The organism is Sphingomonas flavida (assembly GCF_036663655.1).
Taxonomy (GTDB): Bacteria; Pseudomonadota; Alphaproteobacteria; order Sphingomonadales; family Sphingomonadaceae; genus Sphingomonas.
In genome coordinates this window covers 65,178-86,854 of sequence record NZ_JAXOJH010000006.1, presented here as the reverse complement: position 1 = coordinate 86,854, position 21,677 = coordinate 65,178, and the positions used below count along the sequence as shown (strand labels likewise).

Annotated in this window: 21 protein-coding genes; 8 read left to right on the top strand and 13 right to left on the bottom strand. The window is 67.4% G+C overall.

From position 1 onward, the window contains the following. Positions 1 to 22: 22 nt before the first annotated feature. Together U1703_RS08785 and U1703_RS08780 are read left to right on the top strand one after the other, a co-directional pair. Positions 23 to 556, top strand: coding sequence for a DUF3617 domain-containing protein (locus tag U1703_RS08785; RefSeq protein WP_332785379.1), 534 nt, complete (start codon positions 23 to 25; stop codon positions 554 to 556). 415 nt (positions 557 to 971) lie between these two features. Then, complete coding sequence (locus U1703_RS08780; RefSeq protein ID WP_332785378.1) at positions 972 to 1,418, top strand: hypothetical protein; 447 nt, start codon at positions 972 to 974, stop codon at positions 1,416 to 1,418. Here the strand turns inward: U1703_RS08780 and U1703_RS08775 are convergent. From U1703_RS08775 to U1703_RS08760, 4 genes are all read right to left on the bottom strand, one after another. Then, complete coding sequence (locus U1703_RS08775) at positions 1,406 to 2,167, bottom strand: sulfite exporter TauE/SafE family protein (RefSeq protein ID WP_332785377.1); 762 nt, start codon at positions 2,165 to 2,167, stop codon at positions 1,406 to 1,408. The two genes, U1703_RS08780 and U1703_RS08775, sit on opposite strands and share 13 nt — an antisense overlap. A gap of 210 nt (positions 2,168 to 2,377) precedes the next feature. After that, entirely contained in the window at positions 2,378 to 3,586 is a 1,209-nt protein-coding gene (gene rlmN / locus U1703_RS08770; RefSeq protein ID WP_320453078.1) for a dual-specificity RNA methyltransferase RlmN, read from the bottom strand. A gap of 169 nt (positions 3,587 to 3,755) precedes the next feature. Continuing rightward, complete coding sequence (locus tag U1703_RS08765; RefSeq protein ID WP_320453079.1) at positions 3,756 to 4,220, bottom strand: hypothetical protein; 465 nt, start codon at positions 4,218 to 4,220, stop codon at positions 3,756 to 3,758. After that, positions 4,217 to 4,873: a histidine phosphatase family protein gene (locus tag U1703_RS08760; RefSeq protein WP_320453080.1), complete on the bottom strand. Its 657-nt coding sequence runs from the start codon at positions 4,871 to 4,873 to the stop codon at positions 4,217 to 4,219. Before U1703_RS08760 ends, U1703_RS08765 begins: the two co-directional genes overlap by 4 nt. 145 nt (positions 4,874 to 5,018) lie before the next feature. Here U1703_RS08760 and U1703_RS08755 point away from each other — a divergent pair, with 145 nt between their 5' ends. The 3 genes from U1703_RS08755 (at position 5,019) to recF (ending at position 8,086) form a co-directional block, all read left to right on the top strand. Beyond that, complete coding sequence (locus U1703_RS08755; protein WP_320453081.1) at positions 5,019 to 5,627, top strand: outer membrane protein; 609 nt, start codon at positions 5,019 to 5,021, stop codon at positions 5,625 to 5,627. A 150-nt stretch (positions 5,628 to 5,777) separates the two neighbouring features. Beyond that, the gene (gene dnaN, locus U1703_RS08750) at positions 5,778 to 6,893 is read left to right on the top strand and encodes a DNA polymerase III subunit beta (protein WP_332785376.1); all 1,116 of its coding nucleotides are present in this window, start codon (positions 5,778 to 5,780) and stop codon (positions 6,891 to 6,893) included. A 149-nt stretch (positions 6,894 to 7,042) separates the two neighbouring features. Further along, the gene (recF, locus tag U1703_RS08745) at positions 7,043 to 8,086 is read left to right on the top strand and encodes a DNA replication/repair protein RecF (RefSeq protein WP_332785375.1); all 1,044 of its coding nucleotides are present in this window, start codon (positions 7,043 to 7,045) and stop codon (positions 8,084 to 8,086) included. A 92-nt stretch (positions 8,087 to 8,178) separates the two neighbouring features. Here recF and U1703_RS08740 read toward each other — a convergent pair whose 3' ends face one another. Further along, positions 8,179 to 8,559 carry a hypothetical protein gene (locus U1703_RS08740; RefSeq protein ID WP_332785374.1) on the bottom strand — a complete coding sequence of 127 codons (381 nt, stop codon included), beginning with the start codon at positions 8,557 to 8,559 and terminating at the stop codon, positions 8,179 to 8,181. Positions 8,560 to 8,743: 184 nt separating this feature from the next. On the opposite strand from U1703_RS08740, the gene gyrB reads away from it, so the two are divergent. Beyond that, the gene (gyrB, locus tag U1703_RS08735; RefSeq protein WP_320453085.1) at positions 8,744 to 11,236 is read left to right on the top strand and encodes a DNA topoisomerase (ATP-hydrolyzing) subunit B; all 2,493 of its coding nucleotides are present in this window, start codon (positions 8,744 to 8,746) and stop codon (positions 11,234 to 11,236) included. A gap of 65 nt (positions 11,237 to 11,301) precedes the next feature. Beyond that, a complete protein-coding gene (locus U1703_RS08730) occupies positions 11,302 to 12,063 on the top strand; it encodes a class I SAM-dependent methyltransferase (protein WP_332785373.1) in 762 nt (253 codons plus the stop codon). Between the two features lie 255 nt (positions 12,064 to 12,318). Here the strand turns inward: U1703_RS08730 and U1703_RS08725 are convergent, their stop codons facing one another. The 8 genes from U1703_RS08725 to thiD all read right to left on the bottom strand — a co-directional run bounded on the left by U1703_RS08725 (position 12,319) and on the right by thiD (position 20,460). Then, entirely contained in the window at positions 12,319 to 13,365 is a 1,047-nt protein-coding gene (locus tag U1703_RS08725; protein WP_320453087.1) for a sensor histidine kinase, read from the bottom strand. 14 nt (positions 13,366 to 13,379) lie between these two features. Continuing rightward, positions 13,380 to 13,823, bottom strand: a complete 444-nt coding sequence (locus tag U1703_RS08720) for a response regulator (protein ID WP_332785372.1) — start codon at positions 13,821 to 13,823, stop codon at positions 13,380 to 13,382. Beyond that, a complete protein-coding gene (locus tag U1703_RS08715) occupies positions 13,824 to 15,323 on the bottom strand; it encodes a sensor histidine kinase (protein WP_332785371.1) in 1,500 nt (499 codons plus the stop codon). It abuts the gene before it with no gap. 78 nt (positions 15,324 to 15,401) lie between these two features. After that, positions 15,402 to 16,163 carry an exonuclease domain-containing protein gene (locus U1703_RS08710; RefSeq protein WP_320453090.1) on the bottom strand — a complete coding sequence of 254 codons (762 nt, stop codon included), beginning with the start codon at positions 16,161 to 16,163 and terminating at the stop codon, positions 15,402 to 15,404. Between the two features lie 51 nt (positions 16,164 to 16,214). Beyond that, a complete protein-coding gene (folP, locus tag U1703_RS08705) occupies positions 16,215 to 17,270 on the bottom strand; it encodes a dihydropteroate synthase (RefSeq protein WP_332785370.1) in 1,056 nt (351 codons plus the stop codon). A gap of 141 nt (positions 17,271 to 17,411) precedes the next feature. Next, positions 17,412 to 18,566 carry a site-specific DNA-methyltransferase gene (locus U1703_RS08700; protein WP_320453092.1) on the bottom strand — a complete coding sequence of 385 codons (1,155 nt, stop codon included), beginning with the start codon at positions 18,564 to 18,566 and terminating at the stop codon, positions 17,412 to 17,414. Between the two features lie 397 nt (positions 18,567 to 18,963). After that, positions 18,964 to 19,560: a ribonuclease HII gene (gene rnhB / locus U1703_RS08695; protein WP_332785369.1), complete on the bottom strand. Its 597-nt coding sequence runs from the start codon at positions 19,558 to 19,560 to the stop codon at positions 18,964 to 18,966. A 72-nt stretch (positions 19,561 to 19,632) separates the two neighbouring features. Further along, entirely contained in the window at positions 19,633 to 20,460 is an 828-nt protein-coding gene (gene thiD, locus U1703_RS08690) for a bifunctional hydroxymethylpyrimidine kinase/phosphomethylpyrimidine kinase (protein ID WP_332785368.1), read from the bottom strand. A 304-nt stretch (positions 20,461 to 20,764) separates the two neighbouring features. On the opposite strand from thiD, the gene U1703_RS08685 reads away from it, so the two are divergent. Beyond that, positions 20,765 to 21,649 (top strand): bestrophin family protein, encoded by an 885-nt coding sequence (locus U1703_RS08685; protein WP_320453095.1) that lies wholly within the window; start codon positions 20,765 to 20,767, stop codon positions 21,647 to 21,649. Positions 21,650 to 21,677 lie beyond the last annotated feature (28 nt).

The window sequence follows — 21,677 nt, the reverse complement described above, 5'->3', positions numbered from 1 at the left end:
CGGCGATGGAGGAGAGACGCGCATGAAATTGTTCATTCCCCTGATGGCGACCGCGGCCCTGACGCTGGCGGCGTGCGACCAGAAGACCGGTTCGACCACGGTCACGTCGAACGCCGCGACCGGCGAGGTCAAGCAGACCGAAACCGGCGCGGGCTCGGCCGTGGCCAAGCTCCAGCCCGGCAAGTGGGAGGTCAAGACCCAGGTCAGCGACCTGAAGATGAAGGACATGCCCAAGGGCGTCAGCTCGACGCCCCCGGCGCAGACCAACAATATCTGCCTGACCGCCGAACAGGCCGCCAAGGGCCCCGCCGAACTGCTGAAAGGTGCGCAGTCGGACTGCACCGTCACCAGCTCGACCTTTGCGGGCGGCAAGGTGGAGAGCGAGCTGACCTGCAAGATGCCCGGCGACATGACGATGCACAGCAAGACCAAGGGCACCTTCACCGAAACTAGCTTCACCACCGATCAGGAGATGGAGATGTCGGGCGCCCATGCGATGTCGCAGAAGGTGCACACCGAAGGCCGCCGCATCGGCGAGTGCGACGCGGCGCGATAAGCTGCTGCGCCGGGGTCGGGACCGCCGTTCCGACCCCGGCCAATCGCCGCCGCTAACGACCGCTTCACCGCTGCGCCGGCCTATGACTCATCACGGCGCTGGAGGCATCCGAATGCCGGTCCGACCTGGCGGGGCTCAGCGTATAATCCACGCGACGCGGCTTAAGGATACGAAAGGTCTAAGCGATCTTCCGCCGTTAAAGGTTGCTTGAGGTTCATCGGTCAGACCGACCGATGAACTCAGGAGGCAATCGATGATCGGATAGCAGAATGCCGCACGCCGTTGCCGAGGGGGGCTCCGGGGGCGTGATGACGAGGTTGAACGGCCGGGAGTGGGCCGATTCCACCGCCATTGTAAACGGACCGCCTGTCCCGCCGATGGCCGGACCCGGTTCCCACTGTCCAAGGCCTTGTCCATGCTCCACCAATGGCTTGAACTGCACAATGCTCTCACCCGCGCCATGGACGATCACCGTGCTTTGTGCGGCGCGATCGAGGCCGATCCGGTCGCGATCAGCCAGGTCCGCTGGCAGATTTCCAGGATCAGCCGTGAGCGGACGGCATGGATGCTGAATGTCGTCAACCCGACCGCCGAGCGGCTGGCCCATACCTCCGGCGGCGCGGCATGGCTGGCGGTGCAGGCGACGACGCCCGCCTATCGCCAGCAGATATCGGCCTTCGTGTCGCGTTGGCCGAACGATGCGATCATCCGCGACTGGTCCGGCTATCGTCAGAGTGCCGCCGAGTTGGGCAAGATGATCCGGCCACGGCTGCGCACCGAAGAGATCGCGATCCGCGCGCTGGCCGCCGAACGGGACGCACCGCTGGCCCGGGTGCTGCCCCCCATTCGTCAGGCGATATAGCCTCGGTAGAAGAACACCGCCGTGGTCACCGTGGTCAGCAACAGCGTCCAGCCACGGATCAGCCCGGCGGGCAGCTTGCGCCCGATCAGCGCGCCGCTCCAGCCGCCGACGATGCCGCCCGCCAGCATCGGCAGGCACGGGCCCCAGGCCACCATGCCGGTCAGGACGAAGACGTGTGTCGCCGCCGCGTTGGCCGTCGCCAGCATCAGCGTGCGCGGCGCGGCCAGCTGCGCCGGGTTGCGCCCCGACAACAACCCCCAGGCGGCGGTCAGCATCATGCCGATGCCGCCCCCGAAATAGCCGCCATAGACGCCCAGCACCGCCTGCGCGCCCATCAGCGCGCGTGGGCCCGGCCTGGCGACCCGTGCCAGCCAGTCCGAGGCATGTCGCCCGCCCGCGATCGCCAGCGTGGCGGTCAGCAGCAGCCAGGGCACGATCAGGTCGAACGCGCGCGGCGGCGTCAGGAACAACAGGATGCTGCCGAGCAAGGCAAAGACGAAGGTCAGCGCCGCCATCCGGCGCATGGTCACCCCCATGACCGGCTCCAGTCCCTGGCGATAGGCCCAGACGCTGGCCATCGCGGCGGGTTGCAGCGCGACGTTGGAGGTGGCGTTGGCGATGGTGGAGGGCAGGCCGAGCGCGATCAGCGTCGGCATGGTCGAGAAGCTCCCGCCCCCCGCCAGCGCGTTCATCGCGCCGCCGACAAAGCCCCCGGCGGCGGCGAGCGCGAAAAAGGTCCAGTCGATCATAGGAGGGCGTGTCGCATGGTGCTGGGCAGCAATGCCTTATGGCTGGCCACGGTTCAAGCGCATGAAGACATTCCTCCCCTTTAAGGGGAGGTGGCAGGCCGAAGGCCTGACGAAGGGGGGCACCGGTCGTGAGGGGCCGTTTCCTCGCCAATAGCGACACCCCTCCACCAGCCTCGCTGGACCCTCTCCCCTTACCGGGGAGGAAAACGCCTAACCCAGTGCGGCGAACTTCTCTTCCGCTTCGCGGTCGAGCTGCGCGCGGCTCTTCTTCTCGGCGGCGGTCTTGAGCTGGCCGCACGCCGCATCGATGTCACGCCCGCGCGGAGTGCGCACCGGTGCGGAGATGCCGCCCTCGAACACGATGTCCGAGAAGCGACGGATACGCTCGGGCGTCGAACATTCGTAATCGGCGCCGGGCCAGGGGTTGAACGGGATCAGGTTCACCTTGGCGGGCAGGTCGTAATGGCGCAGCAGACGGACCAGCTCGTGCGCATCGGCGTCCGAGTCGTTCTTGTCCTTCAGCATCACATATTCGAAGGTGATGCGCCGGGCATTGTTGGCGCCCGGATAGTCGGCGCACGCCTGCAACAGTTCCTCGATGCCGTATTTCTTGTTCAGCGGCACCAGCTCGTCGCGCACATCCTTGGTCACGGCGTGCAGCGACACGGCGAGGTTCACGCCGATCTCCGCGCCTGCACGCGCCATCATCGGGACGACGCCGCTGGTCGACAGGGTGATGCGACGCTTGGACAGCGCCAGGCCATCGCCGTCCATCACCAGCTTCAGCGCATCGCGCACCGCATCGAAATTGTACAGCGGCTCGCCCATGCCCATCATGACGATGTTGGTCAGCATCCGCCCCTCGGGCTGGCTGGGCCATTCGCCAAGCGAGTCGCGTGCCAGCATGACCTGGCCGACGATCTCGCCCGCGGTCAGGTTGCGCACCAGCCGCATCGTGCCGGTGTGGCAGAAGCGGCAGTTCAGCGTGCAGCCGACCTGGCTCGACACGCACAGCGTTCCCCGATCGGCGTCGGGGATGAACACCATCTCGTAATCCTGCCCGTCGGCGGAGCGGAGCAGCCACTTGCGCGTGCCGTCGTTCGACACCTGCGCCTCGACCACCTCGGGACGGCCGATGACGAAGCGTTCCTCCAGCCAGGGATGCTGCGCCTTGGCGATGTCGGTCATGTCGGCGAAGCGGACCGCCCCGCGATTATAGAGCCAGTGCCAGATCTGCTTCGAGCGCAGCTTGGCCTGCTTCAACTCCATGCCGCCCGACAGCAACGCCTCGCGCAACTGGTCCTTGGTCAGGCCGATCAGGTCGACGCGACCATCGGGACGCGGTTGCACGCCGCGCGGGACGGGCACGGGATCGATGTGCCCCGGAATGGGCATGAGGGCGGCCGAAACTGTCTGCATCTCGCAGCCATAGCGCAAAATCGCGGCGATTTCCATCCTCCCCTGCAAGGGCAGGTGGCAGCGCGGAGCGCTGACGGAGGGGGCCTTCCACACAGGGTGTCCCGTGGGGCGATCCCCCCTCCATCATGCTGCGCATGGTCCCCCTCCCCGTGCCGGGGAGGATTGAAGTTCACCCCACGCACGCCAGTGTCGCCGCATCGATCGCCGCCGCCGCGCCCGCCAGCGCATAGGTGTCGGCGAAGGGGCGGCGGCGTGGGTCGACCGCCGAGACGCTCATGCTGCGGCCCGAGCGCATCGCGGTGACCAGCGCATGGTCGGTGGCGGCGTCGGGGGCCCAGACGTCGCGCTCCGAGCCGACCAGTGGAAAGCGCCGCTCGCCGATCGCCAGCGTCACGCTCGCGGCGCGGTCGCGCGGGCTGCTCAGATGGGCGTGGAAGGATTCGCGCAACCGCCTGGCGGGCCAAGTGCCGACACTGGCGAATCCGTCGGGCCGGCCATTCGCCAGCACCGGCTTGGCAATGGCATAGCAGCGATCGGGATCGCGAAACGCGCCCCAGCCCTTGTAGATGCCGATCGTCTGGCGCGCGAAGACGGGTGCGGCGACCAGTGCCAGGCACAGCGCCAGCCGCTTCATGGTGCGGCCCGGTGGATCACCATCTCCACGCCGCCCTCGATCATCACGATCGACCCCTGCGGCAGGCGCTCGGCCACCGGCACGCCGCACAGCGAATCGTCGGGCAGCCCCAGCATCAGCCCGCGCAGCACCCGGCTGGACAGGCCGTGCATCAGGATCAGCCGGTCGCCGTCATGTTCGGCGGTGTCCGCCAGCCAGTCGGACAGCCGCGCCGCCATCGCCGCATAGCTTTCGCCGTCCGGTGCTGCCACCGCCATGCCGTGCTGATGGACGATGGGGCCATGGGTCGCGACCAGATCGGCGAAACGCTGTCCGCCCCAGCTGCCGAAGCCCAGCTCGATCAGCCGGACGTCATGGATGGTATCGTGCCAGTCGAGCGTCAGATGCTCGGCGATCACCGCCAGCGTCTGAAGCGCGCGGCCCGCGGGCGAGGACCATAAGGTCAGCGCAGGCGCATCGCCCAGCCGGTCGTGCAGGACTTTGCCGATCACCTCTCCTTGCGCGAATCCCTTGCGGGTCAGCGGCGTGTGAAGTTCGACCCGGTCGCCCTGGATGCGTCCGATCCGGTTGAACACCGTCTCGCCATGCCGGGCGATATAGTCGCGGCCCCTGCGGGCTGTCGGGCGTGCGGGCGGGGCGGGGCGGGTGGTCATGGCCCGTCGTACCTGTCCCGGCTGTTGCCGTCATGCAACGCTTTTTCCTGTTTAGCTGAGGTTCATGCAACGTCGGCGCTTTCCCGCCATTGGTGCAGCGACCGCCGAATGTAACGGCGGCCGGTACAGTAATGGAGTATAGTGTATGCGTAAGCTCATGCTCGCCGCCCTGGCGACCTCGGCGGCCGTCGCTGCGGCGGCCCCCGCCGCCGCGCAGACCGCACAGCCCTTCACCGGCCTGCGCGTCGAGGGCCTGATCGGCTATGACAGCCTCAACGATCGTCAGGGTCAGGACAAGAGTTCGAGCGACGGCGTGCTCTATGGCGCGGCGATCGGCTACGACCTTCCGGCAGGTCCCGTGGTGCTGGGCGCCGAGGGCGAGATTTCGGGCAGCAGCTCGGACACGCGCAGCAACGGCATCCGCGTTCCCGGTGACGAGTTCCGCCTGGGTGCGGGCCGTGACCTCTATGCCGGTGCGCGCGTCGGCTATGTCATCTCGCCGGTCGCGATGGGCTATGTGAAGGCCGGTTACACCAACGCCAAGTTCGATGCGCGCTACACGACGGCGGGCGTCACCACCGTCAATTCGCAGGAAGTCGGGGGCTATCGCCTGGGTGCCGGCCTGGAATATGCGATCAGTCCCAACACCTTCGTGAAGGGCGAGTATCGCTACTCGCATTATGACGAACTGGACGGCGTCGGCATCAACCCGAACCGCCACCAGTTGATGGCCGGTCTGGGCCTGCGCTTCTGACGAAGATGGGTTTTCCACATTAACGGTGGTTTTACCCCAATGTTGGAGGGGTCGGAGCCTTGCTCCGGCCCCTTCTTCGCGGGTAGGAACCAAGGCCATTTATCACTATCGGTATCGGACCATGCGGTCGTTCCGGCGGGGGATTTCGAGATGAAGGCGACGATCGAACGCGCAACGCTGCTCAAGGGTTTGAGCCATGTCCAGTCGGTGGTGGAGCGGCGGAACACGATTCCGATCCTCTCCAACGTGCTGCTGGAGGCGACGGCCGAGGGCCAGCTGCGCATGATGGCGACCGATCTGGACCTGCAGATCAACGACAGCGTGGCGGCCGCGGTCGACCAGCCGGGTTCGACCACCGTGTCGGCGCACACGCTGTTCGACATCGCGCGCAAGCTGCCCGAGGGCGCGCAGGTCCAGCTGACCGCCGCCGAGGGCCGCATGACCATCGTCGCGGGGCGCGCGCGCTTCTCGCTCGGCACCCTGCCGCGCGACGACTTCCCGGTGATCGCCGAGGGCGAGCTGCCGACCCAGTTCGAACTGCCGGTCGAACTGCTCAAGCAGATCATCGACAAGACGCGCTTCGCCATCTCGACCGAAGAGACGCGCTATTATCTGAACGGCATCTTCCTGCACGTCGCCGAGGATAACGGCGCGCCCGTACTGAAGGCCGCCGCCACCGACGGCCACCGTCTGGCGCGCGTCACCATCGATCGTCCGAGCGGCGCCGAAGAGATGCCCGACGTGATCGTGCCGCGTAAGTGCGTGGCTGAGCTGCGCAAGCTGCTCGACGAGGTGGACGGTTCGGTCGGCGTGTCGCTGTCGGGCACGAAGATCCGTTTCGACCTGGGCCAGGCGATCCTGACCTCCAAGCTGATCGACGGCACCTTCCCCGATTACAGCCGCGTCATCCCGACCGCGAACGACAAGATCCTGAAGCTGGACCCCAAGGCGTTCATGCAGGGCGTTGACCGCGTGTCCACCATCGCAACCGAGAAGACCCGCGCGGTGAAGATGGCGCTGGACCGCGACCGGATCACCCTGTCGGTGACCAGCCCCGAAAACGGCACCGCGTCCGAGGAAGTGCCCGGCGAATATACCGCGCTGGGCTTCGAGATCGGCTTCAACAGCCGCTATCTGCTCGACATCCTGGCGCAGATCGACAGCGACCTGGTCGAGGTCCACCTGGCCGACGCCGCCGCGCCGACCCTGATCCGCGAGAATGACAAGGCGCCTGCGCTCTACGTGCTGATGCCGATGCGGGTGTGATGTCATCCTCCCCGGCACGGGGAGGGGGACCACCCGAAGGGTGGTGGAGGGGGATCGCCGCAACGGGCGACCTGTGAGGATGCCCCCCTCCGTCAGGCCTGCGGCCTGCCACCTCCCCATGCTGGGGAGGATGTTCTAAGGCGGTGACAATGCTCACCCGCCTCGTCCTGACCGATTTCCGCAATCATGCCGACCTCGCACTCTTTCCGAGTGCGGGGTTCGTCGTGCTGACCGGCGAGAATGGCGCGGGGAAAACCAATGTGCTGGAAGCGGTGTCGCTGCTCGCGCCCGGTCGGGGGCTGCGCCGCGCAGCACTGTCGGCGATGGCGCGGCAGGGGGGCAAGGGTGGCTTCGGCGTTGCCGCGACGCTGGAGGGCGATGTCGAGCTGGCGACCGGCGCGCTGGCCTCTTCCCCCGAGCGGCGGGTGGTGCGGGTGCAGGGCGCGGGTACGAGCGCCAATGCGCTGGCCGAGTGGCTGTCGGTCCTGTGGTTGACCCCGGCGATGGACCGGCTGTTCGTCGAGCCCGCGTCGGAGCGGCGGCGCTTTTTGGACCGGCTGGTCATGGCGCTGGAGCCGGCGCATGGGATGCACGCGACCCGCTATGACGCGGCGATGCGTGAACGCAACCGGCTGTTGGCGGGGGAGGGGGCGGTCGATCCCGACTGGCTGACCGCGCTGGAGGCGCGGATGGTGGAGCATGGCGCGGCCATCGATGCCGCTCGGGTCGAGGCGGTGGCGGCGCTCGACGAACGGCTGGCCGCGGCGCCCGACAGTGTGTTCGCGCGTGCCTCGCTCGCATTGGAAGGGGAGGCGGTCGATCCGGCGGTGTTCGCCCATGCGCTGGCGATGGGGCGACGACGCGACGCTGCGGCGGGCCGGACCCTGGTGGGCCCGCACCGCGCCGACCTGCTGGTCACCCATGTCGCCAAGGGGCAGGCGGCGGCCCTGTGCTCGACCGGCGAGCAGAAGGCGCTGCTGCTGGGTATCGTGCTGGCCCATGCCGACCTCGTCACCGAACAGCGCGGGGTGCCGCCGGTATTGCTGCTGGACGAGGTGGCGGCGCATCTCGACCCGTCGCGGCGCGCCGCCTTGTTCGCGCGGCTGGCGGGACGGGGGCAGGTGTGGATGACCGGGACCGAGCCCGCATTGTTCACCGATGTGCCGGGGGTGGCGACACGGGTGGAGTTCTGAAATTCGAACCTCAGGCTCTGCGAGGCACCTGGCCCTCCCCCATCCCCTCCCGCCTGCGGGAGGGGGCGTTACCGGGGCGACCGCCCCGATGCCTACCGACACATCTTCATCGCCACCGCATCCAGCGCCCGGTCATAGCTCGCGGTCTCGCCCCCACTCAGAAACCCCTGTTTCGTCACGAAGCGATCCGCGTCGCGGCGAATGCGCTCGACCTCCTTCCACAGCATCTGCGCCTGTGGCTGGTTCAGGCGACGCGCCTTGCGGGCGTTGCCGATATCGGCCTGCAGGATATTGGCGCGCATCGCGATATGCGCCTGGCGGCTGTCGTGGATCGCTCCGCCGGTCGGTGCGCGCAGGCGGCGCTGCTGGGTCAGGTTGCAGCTCGGATAATCGCGCTTGGGCAGTTGGGCGCAGAGCGGCGCGGCGGTGCAGGCCGCCGCCAGGATCGCGAGGGTCAGGGCCTTGGACGTCATCACGAATCTCCCATGCCGATCAGGTCTCGAACGATAGGCACGCACCCCTCGTGCACGCCTTTCCGCGCGATGAAAACACCGTCAGCGACCCAGCTCCGTCACCTGTCGCAACGCGCCCGGTGAAAGGGCCGCCCGCCTTCCCATTTCGCTTTCTTTGGGGGGCGGTAATTCCTATATACTTGCTATGGCAGATACCCCCCAGACGAACGAATACGGCGCCTCCTCGATCAAGGTGCTGAAGGGCCTCGACGCGGTGCGCAAGCGGCCGGGCATGTATATCGGCGACACCGACGACGGTTCGGGCCTCCACCACATGGTGTTCGAGGTGTCGGACAATGCGATCGACGAGGCGCTGGCGGGGCATTGCGACCGCATCGACATCCAGCTGAACGCCGACGGATCGGTCAGCGTGACCGACAATGGCCGCGGCATCCCGACCGGCATCCACCCCGAAGAGGGCGTGTCGGCGGCCGAGGTCATCATGACCCAGCTCCACGCTGGCGGAAAGTTCGAGAACACCAGCGACGACAACGCCTACAAGGTGTCGGGCGGCCTGCACGGCGTCGGCGTGTCGGTGGTCAACGCGCTGTCCGAGTTCCTGGACCTGACCATCTGGCGTGACGGCGAGGAGCATTACATGCGCTTCGCGCACGGCGACGCGGTCGCGCCGCTGAAGGTGGTCGGCAAGTCCGAGCCGGGGCAGAAGGGCACCCGCGTCACCTTCCTGCCCAGCCCGTCGACCTTCAAGATCACCGAGTTCGACTTCGCCAAGCTGGAGCATCGCTATCGTGAGCTGGCGTTCCTGAACTCGGGCGTTCGCCTGTTCCTGACCGATGCGCGGCATGAAGAGGCCAAGACGATCGAGCTGTATTACGAGGGCGGGATCGCCGCCTTCGTGAAGTGGCTGGACCGCTCCAAGTCGCCGCTGTTCCCCGAGCCCATCGCCATCCATGGTCAGCGCGATGCGATCGGCATGGACGTCGCGCTGGAGTGGAACGACAGCTATTACGAGAACGTCCTGGCGTTCACCAACAACATCCCGCAGCGCGACGGCGGCACGCATATCGCGGCCTTCCGCGCCGCGCTGACCCGCACGCTCAACAATTATGCCGACAAGTCGGGCCTCCTGAAGAAGGAGAAGGTCACGCTGACCGGCGACGATATGCGCGAGGGGCTTACCGCGATCGTCTCGGTCAAGCTGCCCGACCCGAAGTTCAGCAGCCAGACCAAGGACAAGCTGGTCTCGTCCGAGGTGCGCCAGCCGCTGGAATCGCTGATCGCCGACAAGCTGGCCGACTGGCTGGAGGAAAATCCGCAGAACGCGCGGGCGATCATCATGAAGGTGATCGACGCCGCCGCCGCGCGCGAGGCCGCCAAGCGCGCCCGCGAGCTGACCCGACGCAAGGGCGTGATGGACATCGCCTCGCTGCCCGGCAAGCTGGCCGACTGCCAGGAGCGCGATCCCGCCAAGTCCGAACTGTTCCTGGTCGAGGGTGACTCGGCCGGTGGCTCGGCCAAGCAGGGGCGCAACCGCCATTTCCAGGCGATCCTGCCCCTTCGCGGCAAGATCCTGAACACCGAGCGCGCGCGGTTCGACCGCATGATCTCGTCCAAGGAAATCGGCACGCTCATCCAGGCGATGGGCACCGGCATCGGCCGCGACGATTTCAACGCGGACAAGCTGCGTTACCACAAGATCGTCATCATGACCGACGCAGACGTCGACGGCGCGCATATCCGCACGCTGCTGCTGACCTTCTTCTATCGCCAGATGCCAGAGCTGATCTCGCGCGGGCACCTCTATATCGCCCAGCCGCCGCTCTATAAGGCGACCAAGGGGCGGTCGGAGGTCTATCTCAAGGACGATACCGCGCTCGACGAGTATCTGGTCGAGGGCGGCGTCGCGACGATGGTGCTGGAAGGGCCGGGCGGTGGACGTTCGGGCAACGACCTGAAGGCGCTGGTCGACCATGCGCGGCGGATGCGCACGCTGATGCGCTATGTGCCGCGTCGCTATGACGCCTCGATCATCGAGGTGCTGGCGCTGGCGGGTGCGCTCGATCCGGTGCTGACCCGCGAGCAACGCATGGCGACGGTGGTCGAAACCACGCGCCGTCTGGAATCGGGCGATCACGAGGCGCGCTGGTCGGCGCGGCTGACCGAGGATGGCGGCGTCCATTTCGAGCGGCTGTGGCGCGGCGTGACCGATCACCACATCGTCGAGGCCAGCTTCATCGCCTCGGCCGAGGCGCGCAAGCTGCACAGCCTGGCCGCCGAACAGGCCGAGAGCTTCACCCACGCCGCCAAGCTGGTCCCGCTGCGCAGTGCCGCAGCCGAGCCGTCGGCCGATGTCGTGCCGACCGATGAGGACGGCAACGCCACGACGCTGGCGCGGGGCGAAACCCGCGTGGCGCGGCCGAGCCAGTTGCTCGAGGCGATCCTGACCGCAGGCCGCAAGGGCCTGGCGATCCAGCGCTACAAGGGTCTGGGCGAGATGAATGCCGAGCAGCTGTGGGAAACCACGCTCGATCCGGCGGTCCGCTCGATGCTGCGCGTGACCTCGGACGATGTCGCCGCGGCGGACGAGGTGTTCAGCCGCTTGATGGGCGAAGTGGTCGAACCGCGCCGCGAATTCATCCAGGACAATGCGCTGAACGTGGCGAACCTGGACGTGTAAGCCAAACGCCCCGCCCCCCGTTCGGGCGGGGCGGCGGGGTGGAACAGGTCAAGGAGAGAGCAGGCATGAAGGCGATCGCACTGGGACTGATGCTGGTGGCGGGCGGGACCGTCGCAGTGGCGCAGCAAAAGCCTGCCACGCCGGCCAAGCCCGCCGTCGTTCCGGCCTATGTCTCCGCCGCCCTCGCCGCTCCGGCGCGTGCGGACCAGGCGGGGGACGACGAGCGACGCCAAGCGGCGGCGGTCATCGCCTTTTCCGGCGTGAAGCCGGGCGACACGGTGATCGATTACCTGCCGGGCAAGGGCTATTGGACGGGCATCTTCTCAAGCGTGGTGGGGCCCAAGGGGCGCGTCTTTGCCTATTGGCCCGCCGCTGCGCAGAAATATGCGGAAGGAACGCTGGGCGCGCTCCAGGGCCGTAACCTCGCCAACGTCACCGCGCAGGTGCAGGGCGTGAACCTCCCCGCCGCCGAACAGCCCGTCGACCTGTTCTGGACCGTGCAGAACTATCACGACGTCGCCAACAAGAATGCGGGTGAACCGGTACTGCGTGCGTTCGACCAGGCAGTGTTCAAGGCGCTGAAGCCCGGCGGCACCTATGTCATCATCGACCACGCCGATGCGGTGGGCAAGGGGCTGGCCAACACCAATACCACCCACCGGATCGATCCCGATTACGTCAAGCGGCAGGTCCAGTCGGTCGGCTTCCGCTTCGTCGGGGAGAGCAAGGTGCTGCGCAATCCGGCGGACGACCATTCCAAGAACGTCTTCGACCCGGCCATTCGCGGGCGGACCGACCAGTTCGTCTACAAGTTCCGCAAGCCCTGAGGCCAGCAGGGCGGGGAGGCCGGTCTCGGTGAGACCCCTTGCCCTCCCGCCTGCGGGAAGGGAGCTGGACCGGCGTAAAAGTCCCCCAGTCCGTCGAAGGGGCGTAATGCCAAACTCAAAAGCCCCTCTCCCGGCAGGGGGAGGGGTTGGGGAGGGGCAAGGGCCACAAGTGCTGGCTCGGTGAGACTCCATGCCCTCCCCCAGCCCCTCCCGCTTGCGGGAGGGGAGCGGCCAGCCCCCACGAAACCGCAAATCCTATAGCGGCAGTCGCAACATCGCCCGCACGCCGCGATACGCGGGATCATATTCCAGCTCGGTCTGCAGGCTTTTCGCCATCGCACGGATCAGCTTGGCGCCCAGGCCGGTGCCTTGCGGTTTCTGTCCCTCCGCGATGCCGCAACCGTCGTCCTCGACCACCAGCAGGCAATGGCCGTCGCCCTGGGTCAGGCGGATGCGGACCTCGCCGGTGCCGTCCGGATAGGCATATTTGCAGGCATTGGTGACGAGTTCGGTGACGATCACCCCGATCGACACCGCGCGGTCGGTCTTCACCCGGATCGGGTCGGCGGTCAGGGTCAGCGTGCGGGGCAGCATGTCGCTCGACCAGCTTTCGCCCAGTTCCTCGACCAGCGCGCCCAGATAGTCGCGCAGGTCGACCTGCTCGACGTCGTTGGCGGTATAGAGCCGCCGGTGGACCTGCGCGATCGCGCGGATGCGGCGTTGCGTATCCTCCAGCGCCTCTCGCGCGCGGTCGTCGGCCAGCACACCCTTCTGCAACCCGATCATCGCCGAGACGAGCTGCAGCGAGTTGGCCACCCGGTGATTCACCTCGCTCAGCATCGCCTCCAGTCGGGCGTTGGTCGCGCGCAGTTCGGTCTCGGCGGCGGCCTTGGCGCGTTCCAGCCGTGCGCGGTCGAGCACTTGGGTGAAGCTGGCGGACAGCAGGTCGAAGAAATCCTCGCCGACCGTCTTCACCACATAATCGGCCGCTCCGGCCTTCAGCGCGGCGACGGCGATGCGCCCCTCGTCCGATCCGGTGACATAGACGACGGGGGGCGGATCGGGCAGCGCGGTGATCGCGGCCAGCGTTTCCAGCCCGTCCATGCCGGGCATGTAATGGTCGACCGCGACCAGATCGAAGCCACCGCTGGCCGCCTGCGCCGCCACCATCGCGATGCCATCCTCGCCCGAGGCGGCGGAGGCCACGTCATATCCCAGCCGCCCCAGCGCCCGCGACACCAGCCGCCGCAGCGCGTCGTCGTCGTCGATGTAGAGGATATGGGGTGCCGGACCATCCGTCATGGGCGGGGCGGGCGTCAGCCCTCCACCCCCGGCACCTGGATCACCGACAGGAACAGGCCCAGCTGGCGGATCGCCTGGGCGAAATTCTCATAATTCACCGGCTTGGTGATATAGACGTTGCAGCCCAGGTCGTAGCAGCGCTGGATCTCGACCTTGTCGTCGGTGGTGGTCAGCACGACGACGGGCGCGCGGCGGAGCGGACTGCCCTCGTCCTTGATTTTCGCCAGGATGTCGGTGCCGCTCATGTCCGGCAGGTTCAGGTCGAGCAGGACCAGCGCCGGGCCGCTCTTGGCCGGGCCGTCGGGGGCGTGGAACAGATATTCCAGCGCGGTGGTGCCGTCGGTGAAGTGGCGGATGTCATTCAGGATTCCGGCGCGCCGGATATTCTTTTCGATCAGGCGGGCATGGCCCTCATCGTCCTCGATCATGACGATGCCCACGGAGCGATGGTCGTTCATTCAGGCACCTTCGATGGATAGGGAGGGGGGAAGCGACAGGAAGAAGGTCGCCCCTTCTCCCAGTTGGGATTCGACGGAAATCGTGCCGCCCAGGCGATAGGCAAGCGCGCGGACATGGGCCAGGCCGATGCCTTCGCCCGGCTGGTCCTGCTGCCCCGATCGGCGAAACAGGTCGAAAATGCGCTGATGGTCGCGCGGGTCGATGCCGCGCCCATTGTCGCGCACCGCCACGATCACCCGGCCGGGCGTCTCGTGTGCAGAGACATGCACCTCGGCGGCGCGGGCAGGGTGGCGGTATTTCGTCGCATTCTCGATCAGGTTGGACAGAATCTGCTCCAGCGCGATCCGGTCGCTGACGACGACCGGCATCGGCCGCTCGACGGTCAGGGTGACGCCGCGATCGTCGATGACGTGGCGGATCGAATCGCCGATCTGTTCGACCAGCTGGTCGAGCGCGATCATCTCGGGCGCCAGCACCCGGCGGCCTTCGCGGCTGAGCTTCAGGATGGCGTTGATCAGCCGGTCCATCTTGGCGGTCGAGGTGCGGATGAAGCCGATCGCCTCGGGCAGGTCCTCGCGCGCGGCCAGCCGCGCCTCCTCGGTCACGATGTGCGGTGCCTCTACCTCGGCGCGGTCGATCAGCGCGGACAGCGGCTGGGTCGCCGCCGACAGTTCGGCGGTGAAGCCCATGACGTTGACCAGGGGCGAGCGCAGGTCGTGGCTGACGATATAGGCGAAGCGCTGAATCTCCTCGTTCGCCAGCGCCAGGTCGGCGGTGCGTTCCTTGACCTGCTCCTCCAGCGTGGCGTTGAGCGAGGCGAGTGCGCTGCGCGATCGATGAAGGTCGCGGGTGTAGCGGCGCATGGTCAGGAAGGTGACGATCACGACGGCCAGGAACAGCAGCGCGGCGATCGCCATCACGGTGGAGAAGGTCTGGCGGCTGGCGATCTGTTCGGCGTCGCGGATCGCGAGCAGGCGGCGTTCCTCGCCCGCCATGGTGTCGAACACGCCGCGCAGCTTCATCATCCGCTGAAGGCCGCTGTCGGCGCGGAACCGGGCGAGCGCCTCGGCGCCGCGCCCCTGCTGGACCAGCGCGTTGGTCCGGCGCTGCGCCGCGTCGATCTCGGCCAGACGCCGCGTGACCATCGCCATCGGCACGCGCTGGCGCGGATTGTCGGCGGTCAGGCGGCGTAGTTCGGCGACCTGCGGGATCAGTTCGTCATGGGCGCGTTCGAAACTGTCGAGGAAAGCGGGGCTTCCGGCCAGCATATAGCCTCGCCGGGCTGTCTCCTGCTGTTCGGCCAGGCGGCGGACTTCGATCAGCACGCTTTCGACGCGGTATGTGTGGACGACCCAGTCGCTGTGCCGGTTCGTCTGGCGCACGACATAGCCCGCCGCGCCCGCCGCCACGAGCAGCGCCAGGAAACCGATCGCCATGGCGGCGATCAGGATACGACCGATAGGATTTTCGGCCGATGCGTCGGAAGAAGACCCCTTCATGGCGCCATGCCTTATCGGAGGACAGGCAAGGAAGCCAGAGCCGTTACGTCAGCATTACGACTACAATTCTCGCAGCGATTACAGCAGGAGTTCCTGGGGGCTCGGCCGCCCGACATGACCGCCGCCGCGCCGCCGCGCCATCTCGGTCTCGGCGGTGAAGCGGACATCGGGGTCGCGGTCGGACAGGAAGCCGATCAGCGAGTCCTCGTCGATCTCGCGCCAGTCCTTGCCGCGATCGGGGCCGTAGCGGACGCGCGGCAACAGGCCGGGGATGCGCGACCATTCGAGAAGCTGCGCCAGGCTCGCCTCGTTCAACTGGTCGCGCAGGTGGTGGGCGGTGACATAGGCGTCGGGAAAGGCGCGGTGGATGGGCAGGCCGCGCTCATGGACCAGCCCGGCGGGCTTGCGCCAGTATCGCAGCACCTGGTTGGAAAAGCTGGGGCTGTCGGGCCAGAGGCGCAGCGCGCATTTCCAGGTGCAGATCCAGTCGGCGGACTGGGTCATGGCGGGGGTGCAATATTGCTGCTCGAAATCGGCACGGTGCGCGGCCAATGCCAGGCGGCGTGGCCAGGGATCGAGCACGCGGCGCGCGACGTCGTGCCACCAGGGCGCATCGGCGACCTGTTCGTCCAGGATATGGTGGATCGCCTGGGTGATGGGCGGGATGGGGCGGCCCGGATTGACCAGGATGCTGCCCCCTTCGCCCTCCAGTTCCCAGCGGCCATCCTTGCCCAGCGCCACGTCCTGCCACCCGATCTCGCATACGCCGTGGGTCGGGGGTGCCTGTCCGGTCGTCTCCAGGTCGATGACACGGATAATCTGGGGCTGGGGACGTTGCATCGCGCCTATGTGGGCGTTTGGGCCCCGAAAAGCGAGGGGATTGTCCCGCCACTATCCCATCAGGGCACGGTCGCGCAGTCCGCGCCAGACGTGCAGCGCCTGCACGGTTTCCGCTACGTCATGCACGCGGATCAACTGCACGCCCGCCTCCGCGCCCTTGATCGCCAGCGCCAGCGATCCGCCGAGCCGGGCATCGACGGGTGCCTCATTCGACAGCGCACCGATCATCCGCTTGCGACTGGCCCCGAGCATGATCGGGCATCCCAGCCCGTGAAAGATGGCAAGCCCGTTGATCAGCGCCAGATTGTCGGCCAGCGACTTGCCGAAGCCGATGCCGGGATCGACCATCACGCGCGAACGGGGGATGCCCGCCGCCTCGACCGCCGCGATGCGCGCCTCCAGCCAGTCGAACACCTCGGTCAGGACATCGCCGTAACCGACGCGGCCATGGCCCCCCTTGGCCGGGTCGGGCGAGTGCATCAGGACGACCGGGCAGCCCGCCCTGGCCACCACCTCCAGCGCGCGGTCGTCCCACAGCAATGCCGAGACGTCGTTGACGATGCCCGCGCCGGCCGCCAGCGCCGCCTCCATGACGGCGGCCTTGCGCGTGTCGATCGACACCAGTGCGCCACCCCTGGCCAGCCGCTCGATGACCGGAGCGGTGCGGGCGACCTCGTCGCCTTCCCAGACAAGGGCCGCGCCGGGGCGGGTGGACTCGCCGCCCAGGTCGATGACCGCCGCGCCCTGTGCCGCCATCGCCATGCCGCTGTCCGCCGCCGCGGCCGGATCGCCGACATGCTTGCCGCCATCGGAAAAGCTGTCGGGGGTGACGTTCAGGATCGCGGCGACCTGCGGCTGGTCGAAACGCAGGGTGCGCTCGCCAACGACCCAGGGGGCACGGGGGGCGGTGAAGGCGGCGTGGAGCGCCTCGGCACGGGGCGAGCCGCCGAGGTCCTGCGCGAAGCGGGCGACGGGAACGATACGGCGGCTGGCCCCCTCGCGGACTTCATAGGCGGCGAACCACTGCATCCCGCCCGCCAGCCGGGCGACGCTGCCATCCTCCAGCCCGATGGGGGTGTCGACGAATTGGACCGGGCGCAGATGCATGGGGTTGTTCCTATAATTTCCTCCCCTGGAAGGGGAGGTGGCGCGCGCAGCGCGTCGGAGGGGTGTCACCCTCTCGATAACGCGACACCCCTCCGTCAGGGCTTCGCCCTGCCACCTCCCCTTACAGGGGAGGAATAGGGGTCAGGGCTGCGTCGCCAGCAGCCAGGTCTGGCGCATGGCGTCGATCGGCTTCAGCGCGCCCTCGCGCTCGAAATGCCAGAAGGTCCAGCCATTGCAGGTCGGCCGGTTCTGGAGCAGCGAGCCCAGCCGGTGGATCGACCCCGCCTGGCCGCATTCGGACAGCAGCGATCCGTCGGCCCGCACCGTTGCGCGCCATTTGCGCTTGGCATCCATCAGCGGCAGGCCGGGCAGGAGATAGCCGTTCTCGACCAGCGTGCCGAAGGCGACCTTGGGCTGTGCCTTGGGGCTCTGCATCGTGGCCAGCGCGCTTTCGTCCAGCGGCAGGGCCGCCTCGATCCGCTCGATGGCGGCGGCGCAATAGGTCGGCTCGCGCTCGATCCCGATCCAGCGGCGGCCCAGCCGCTTGGCGACCGCGCCGGTCGTGCCGGTGCCGAAGAAGGGGTCGGCGATCACGTCGCCCGGCCGGGTGCAGGCGAGCAGGATGCGGTACAGCAACGCCTCGGGCTTCTGGGTCGGATGGACCTTGTGCCCGTCCTTCTTCAACCGTTCCTGACCGCCGCAGATCGGGAATTCCCAGTCCGAGCGCATCTGGATCTCGTCGTTCAGCGTCTTCATCGAACGATAGTTGAAGGTGTATTTCGCCTTCTCGCCCTTCGACGCCCAGATCAGCGTTTCATGTGCGTTGGTGAAGCGGGTGCCCTTGAAATTGGGCATGGGGTTCGACTTGCGCCAGATGATGTCGTTGAGGATCCAGAAGCCCAGATCCTGCACCGCGGTCCCGACGCGGAAGATGTTGTGATAGCTGCCGATGACCCAGAGCGAGCCATTGTCCTTCAGGACGCGGTAGCATTCGGCGAGCCAGGCGCGGGTGAAGGCGTCATAGGCGGCGAAGGTGTCGAACTTGTCCCAGGCGTCGGTGACGGCATCGACATGGCTGCCATCGGGGCGGAACAGCTCGCCGCCGAGCTGGAGGTTATAGGGGGGGTCGGCGAAGACCATGTCGACCGACTTGTCGGGCAGCGAGCGGAGTGCCGCGATACAGTCGCCCATCAGGATCTGGTCGAGCGGCAAGACATCCTCGCGCTCCGCCGCGATCGGCCGTGCCGCGATCGGTCGTCCCCCAATTGGTCGTCCCACCGTCTGGATGACCCCCATGGTTTGCCGTTCCTTCTACCCTCGAACCCTCGCATCCACCCGGAACGAGTCGGTCGTCAAGAGGCGATTCGCAAGCGCGACTCGCGGGATTCCGCCAGATTCGGGGAAATCCTGCGGGCGTGTGGCAGATATGGGGGCTGTGGATAACTTTGCCCCCAAGGGAGTGGGGGTGTGGCGATGGTGACTCGCCTTGGCCTTAAAATCCTTCCCCTCGTCCGATGGGGAGGAATTAGAGTTTGATCCACCTGCCCTGAACCATTGCCCTACCACCCCGGCGAAGGCCGGGGTCCAGTTGCGAAGGCTTCGGCGACGAAGCGCACTGGATCGTCACAACCGCACCCCCAACTGGACCCCGGCCTCCGCCGGGGTGGTGCTTCAGCTTGGCTGGATAAAACACCTAGAGGTCGAGGTAACATTGCGCCACGGGCGCGAAGCTGCGGCGGTGGAGCGGCGTCGGCCCATGTTCGCGCAACGCCGCCAGATGCACGGCCGAGCCGTAACCCTTGTTGGAATGCCAGCCATAAGCGGGCCACTCCGCCGCCGCTTCGATCATCATCTGGTCCCGGAGATGCTTGGCGACGATCGACGCGGCACCGATCGCCAGCGACTTGGCATCCCCGCCGACGATCGCGGTGGCGGCGTAATCCCATTTGGGCAGCTTGTTGCCGTCGACCAGCACATGCGCGGGGTGGCATCCCAACGTCTCGACCACCGCATCGACCGCCAGCGTCATCGCCTTCATCGTCGCCCAATAGATGTTGAGCCGGTCGATCTCTTCCGGGTGGACCACCCCGACGCCGACCACGGCGCAGGCGCGGATTTCGGCATACAGGCGCGCGCGGGTCTTTTCGGTCAGCTTCTTGGAATCGTTGATGCCGGTGGGAACATCCCTGGCGGGCAGGATGACGGCGGCCGCGACGACCGGGCCCGCCAGCGGCCCACGCCCCGCCTCGTCCACGCCGCACAGGGGCGCGGGAAAACTGTGATCGACCATGGCGGCGGCTCTATCGCCGTGCGGTAGGGATGGGAAGGTGCCCATTCCTCCCCTCGCAGGGAGCAAGCATCATCACCCCCAGCGCGCGGCGAAGGCGGCGGCGTCCCAGCCTTCGCGGCTGATCGCGGCGAGCAGGTGGTAGAAGGGCACCATGCCCAGCCCATGGCCCATCGGCCCGTGACCCTGGCCCAGCCCGGGCGCGGCGGCGAGCGCGGCCTGGACGAAGGCGACGGCGCGGTCGACCGCATCGGCCAGCGGCAGGCCCTGGCCCAGTCCGGTCGCGATCGCACTGGCCAGCGTACAGCCGGTGCCGTGGGTCGATGTCGTCTCGCGCCGGGGATGCTGCCAGCGTTGCTCGCCCTCGGGTTGGACCAGCCGGTCCTCGATCACCGGGCCTTCGCCATGCCCGCCCTTGACCAGCAGCGCGGCGGTCTGGTGCCGCACCATGGCTTCGCCGCCCAGCGCGGCCAGTTCGGGCAGGTTGGGCGTGGTCAGCGCGGCGAGGCCCAGGAAGCGGCGGAACGCGGTGATCACGTCGGCATCCGCCAGCACCGATCCGCTGGTGGCGATCATGACCGGATCGAACACCACGGGCAGCGCCAGCGTTTCCAGCCGGTCGGCCAGCGCATGGGCGGTTTCCGCCGATCCGATCATGCCGATCTTGACCGCATCCGCGCCGATATCGGCCAGCACGCTGTCGATCTGCGCCATGACCATGGCGGTGGGGACGGGGTGCACCGCCTGGACGCCCAGCGTGTTCTGCGCGGTGATCGCGGTGATCGCGGTCATGGGGTGACCGCCCAGCATCGCGACCGTCTTGATATCCGCCTGTATGCCCGCCCCACCCCCGGAATCGGAACCGGCGACGATCAGGATGCGGGCGGGGGACGGCACGGACATAAGAATTTCGCCATGCCTTTTCGAACCCCCAGGGGCAAGTCGCGCAACGGCCCCATCGAGGCGCGGTGATCGGCCGTTCCAGCGGAAAGCGAGCCAGGCGAAGTACTTATGCGGCGGCCCATCGCAACGGCTGGGCTGCAGGTGCTGGCACTTTCGTAACGTTTCGTTTCCGGTGCCCCCGGCACCTTTCCATGTTGCGGTGCAGTATTATTTCGATGACGCATCCAACCCGACTTTGTCGCGTTGCTGCGACCTTAGACCTGATTGGACGCCTGACCGGACGGTTGCATAAGGGAGACCGGATTTGATCGTCGACGCCGTACCACGTACCCGCATCATCATCGCCGAAGTCTGGCGGCCGCTGCTGGGGCTGTTCATCTGGGACGTGATCGTCACGGTTGCCTATTATGTCCTGCCGTTCAAGGCGCCCTCGCTGCCGCTGACGCTGTTCGGCACCGCGCTTGCGCTGTTCCTGGGTTTCCGGACCAACTCGGCCTATCAGCGCTGGTGGGAGGGACGGCAGCTCTGGGGCCTGATGATCAACGCGTCGCGCAATATCGCCCGTAGCGCGCGCAACTTCCTTCCCGAGCCTGAGGCGCATGACCTGAAGCGTTCGATCGTGCTGCGTCAGATCGCCTATGTGAATGCGCTACGCTGTCAGCTGCGCAAGCAGCCGGTCGATGGCGAGGTGCTGCGTTTCCTGTCGCAGGGCGAGGCCGAGCCCGCGCTCGAGCGGACGAACACCGCCAACGGCCTGCTCGACGGCACCGGCCGCCGCATTGCCGATGCGCAGCGTCGCGGCTGGCTCGACACCATCCAGCAGACGCAGATGGAATCGGTGCTGGTCGACATCGCCAACTCGCAAGGCGGCATGGAGCGGTTGAAGAACACGCCGCTGCCCAACCAGTATCGCTTCATCCCGGCCTTCTTTACCCGGCTGTTCTGTGTGCTGCTGCCGATCGGCCTGGTCGAGACGCTGGGCTTTGCGACGCCGGTGGGCTCGTCGATCGCGGGGCTGATGTTCCTGGCCGCGCTTCAGATCGGCGACGACCTGGTCGATCCGTTCAGCGACACGGTCCACGACCTGCCGCTGAGCGCGATGTGCCGCACGATCGAGATCGACCTGCTCCAGTCGATCGGCGATCCGGCACCCGAGCCGATGAAGCCGGTCGACGGGGTGCTGTGGTAAGCCGTTAAATCCTCCCCGGTACGGGGAG

Excerpts from the sequence above, each read along its gene's own strand:
- U1703_RS08785 (WP_332785379.1), top strand. The coding sequence starts at position 23 with ATGAAATTGTTCATTCCCCTGATGGCGACCGCGGCCCTGACGCTGGCG.
- U1703_RS08780 (WP_332785378.1), top strand. The coding sequence starts at position 972 with ATGCTCCACCAATGGCTTGAACTGCACAATGCTCTCACCCGCGCCATG.
- U1703_RS08775 (WP_332785377.1), bottom strand. The coding sequence starts at position 2,167 with ATGATCGACTGGACCTTTTTCGCGCTCGCCGCCGCCGGGGGCTTTGTC.
- rlmN (WP_320453078.1), bottom strand. The coding sequence starts at position 3,586 with ATGCAGACAGTTTCGGCCGCCCTCATGCCCATTCCGGGGCACATCGAT.
- U1703_RS08765 (WP_320453079.1), bottom strand. The coding sequence starts at position 4,220 with ATGAAGCGGCTGGCGCTGTGCCTGGCACTGGTCGCCGCACCCGTCTTC.
- U1703_RS08760 (WP_320453080.1), bottom strand. The coding sequence starts at position 4,873 with ATGACCACCCGCCCCGCCCCGCCCGCACGCCCGACAGCCCGCAGGGGC.
- U1703_RS08755 (WP_320453081.1), top strand. The coding sequence starts at position 5,019 with ATGCGTAAGCTCATGCTCGCCGCCCTGGCGACCTCGGCGGCCGTCGCT.
- dnaN (WP_332785376.1), top strand. The coding sequence starts at position 5,778 with ATGAAGGCGACGATCGAACGCGCAACGCTGCTCAAGGGTTTGAGCCAT.
- recF (WP_332785375.1), top strand. The coding sequence starts at position 7,043 with ATGCTCACCCGCCTCGTCCTGACCGATTTCCGCAATCATGCCGACCTC.
- U1703_RS08740 (WP_332785374.1), bottom strand. The coding sequence starts at position 8,559 with ATGACGTCCAAGGCCCTGACCCTCGCGATCCTGGCGGCGGCCTGCACC.
- gyrB (WP_320453085.1), top strand. The coding sequence starts at position 8,744 with ATGGCAGATACCCCCCAGACGAACGAATACGGCGCCTCCTCGATCAAG.
- U1703_RS08730 (WP_332785373.1), top strand. The coding sequence starts at position 11,302 with ATGAAGGCGATCGCACTGGGACTGATGCTGGTGGCGGGCGGGACCGTC.
- U1703_RS08725 (WP_320453087.1), bottom strand. The coding sequence starts at position 13,365 with ATGACGGATGGTCCGGCACCCCATATCCTCTACATCGACGACGACGAC.
- U1703_RS08720 (WP_332785372.1), bottom strand. The coding sequence starts at position 13,823 with ATGAACGACCATCGCTCCGTGGGCATCGTCATGATCGAGGACGATGAG.
- U1703_RS08715 (WP_332785371.1), bottom strand. The coding sequence starts at position 15,323 with ATGAAGGGGTCTTCTTCCGACGCATCGGCCGAAAATCCTATCGGTCGT.
- U1703_RS08710 (WP_320453090.1), bottom strand. The coding sequence starts at position 16,163 with ATGCAACGTCCCCAGCCCCAGATTATCCGTGTCATCGACCTGGAGACG.
- folP (WP_332785370.1), bottom strand. The coding sequence starts at position 17,270 with ATGCATCTGCGCCCGGTCCAATTCGTCGACACCCCCATCGGGCTGGAG.
- U1703_RS08700 (WP_320453092.1), bottom strand. The coding sequence starts at position 18,566 with ATGGGGGTCATCCAGACGGTGGGACGACCAATTGGGGGACGACCGATC.
- rnhB (WP_332785369.1), bottom strand. The coding sequence starts at position 19,560 with ATGGTCGATCACAGTTTTCCCGCGCCCCTGTGCGGCGTGGACGAGGCG.
- thiD (WP_332785368.1), bottom strand. The coding sequence starts at position 20,460 with ATGTCCGTGCCGTCCCCCGCCCGCATCCTGATCGTCGCCGGTTCCGAT.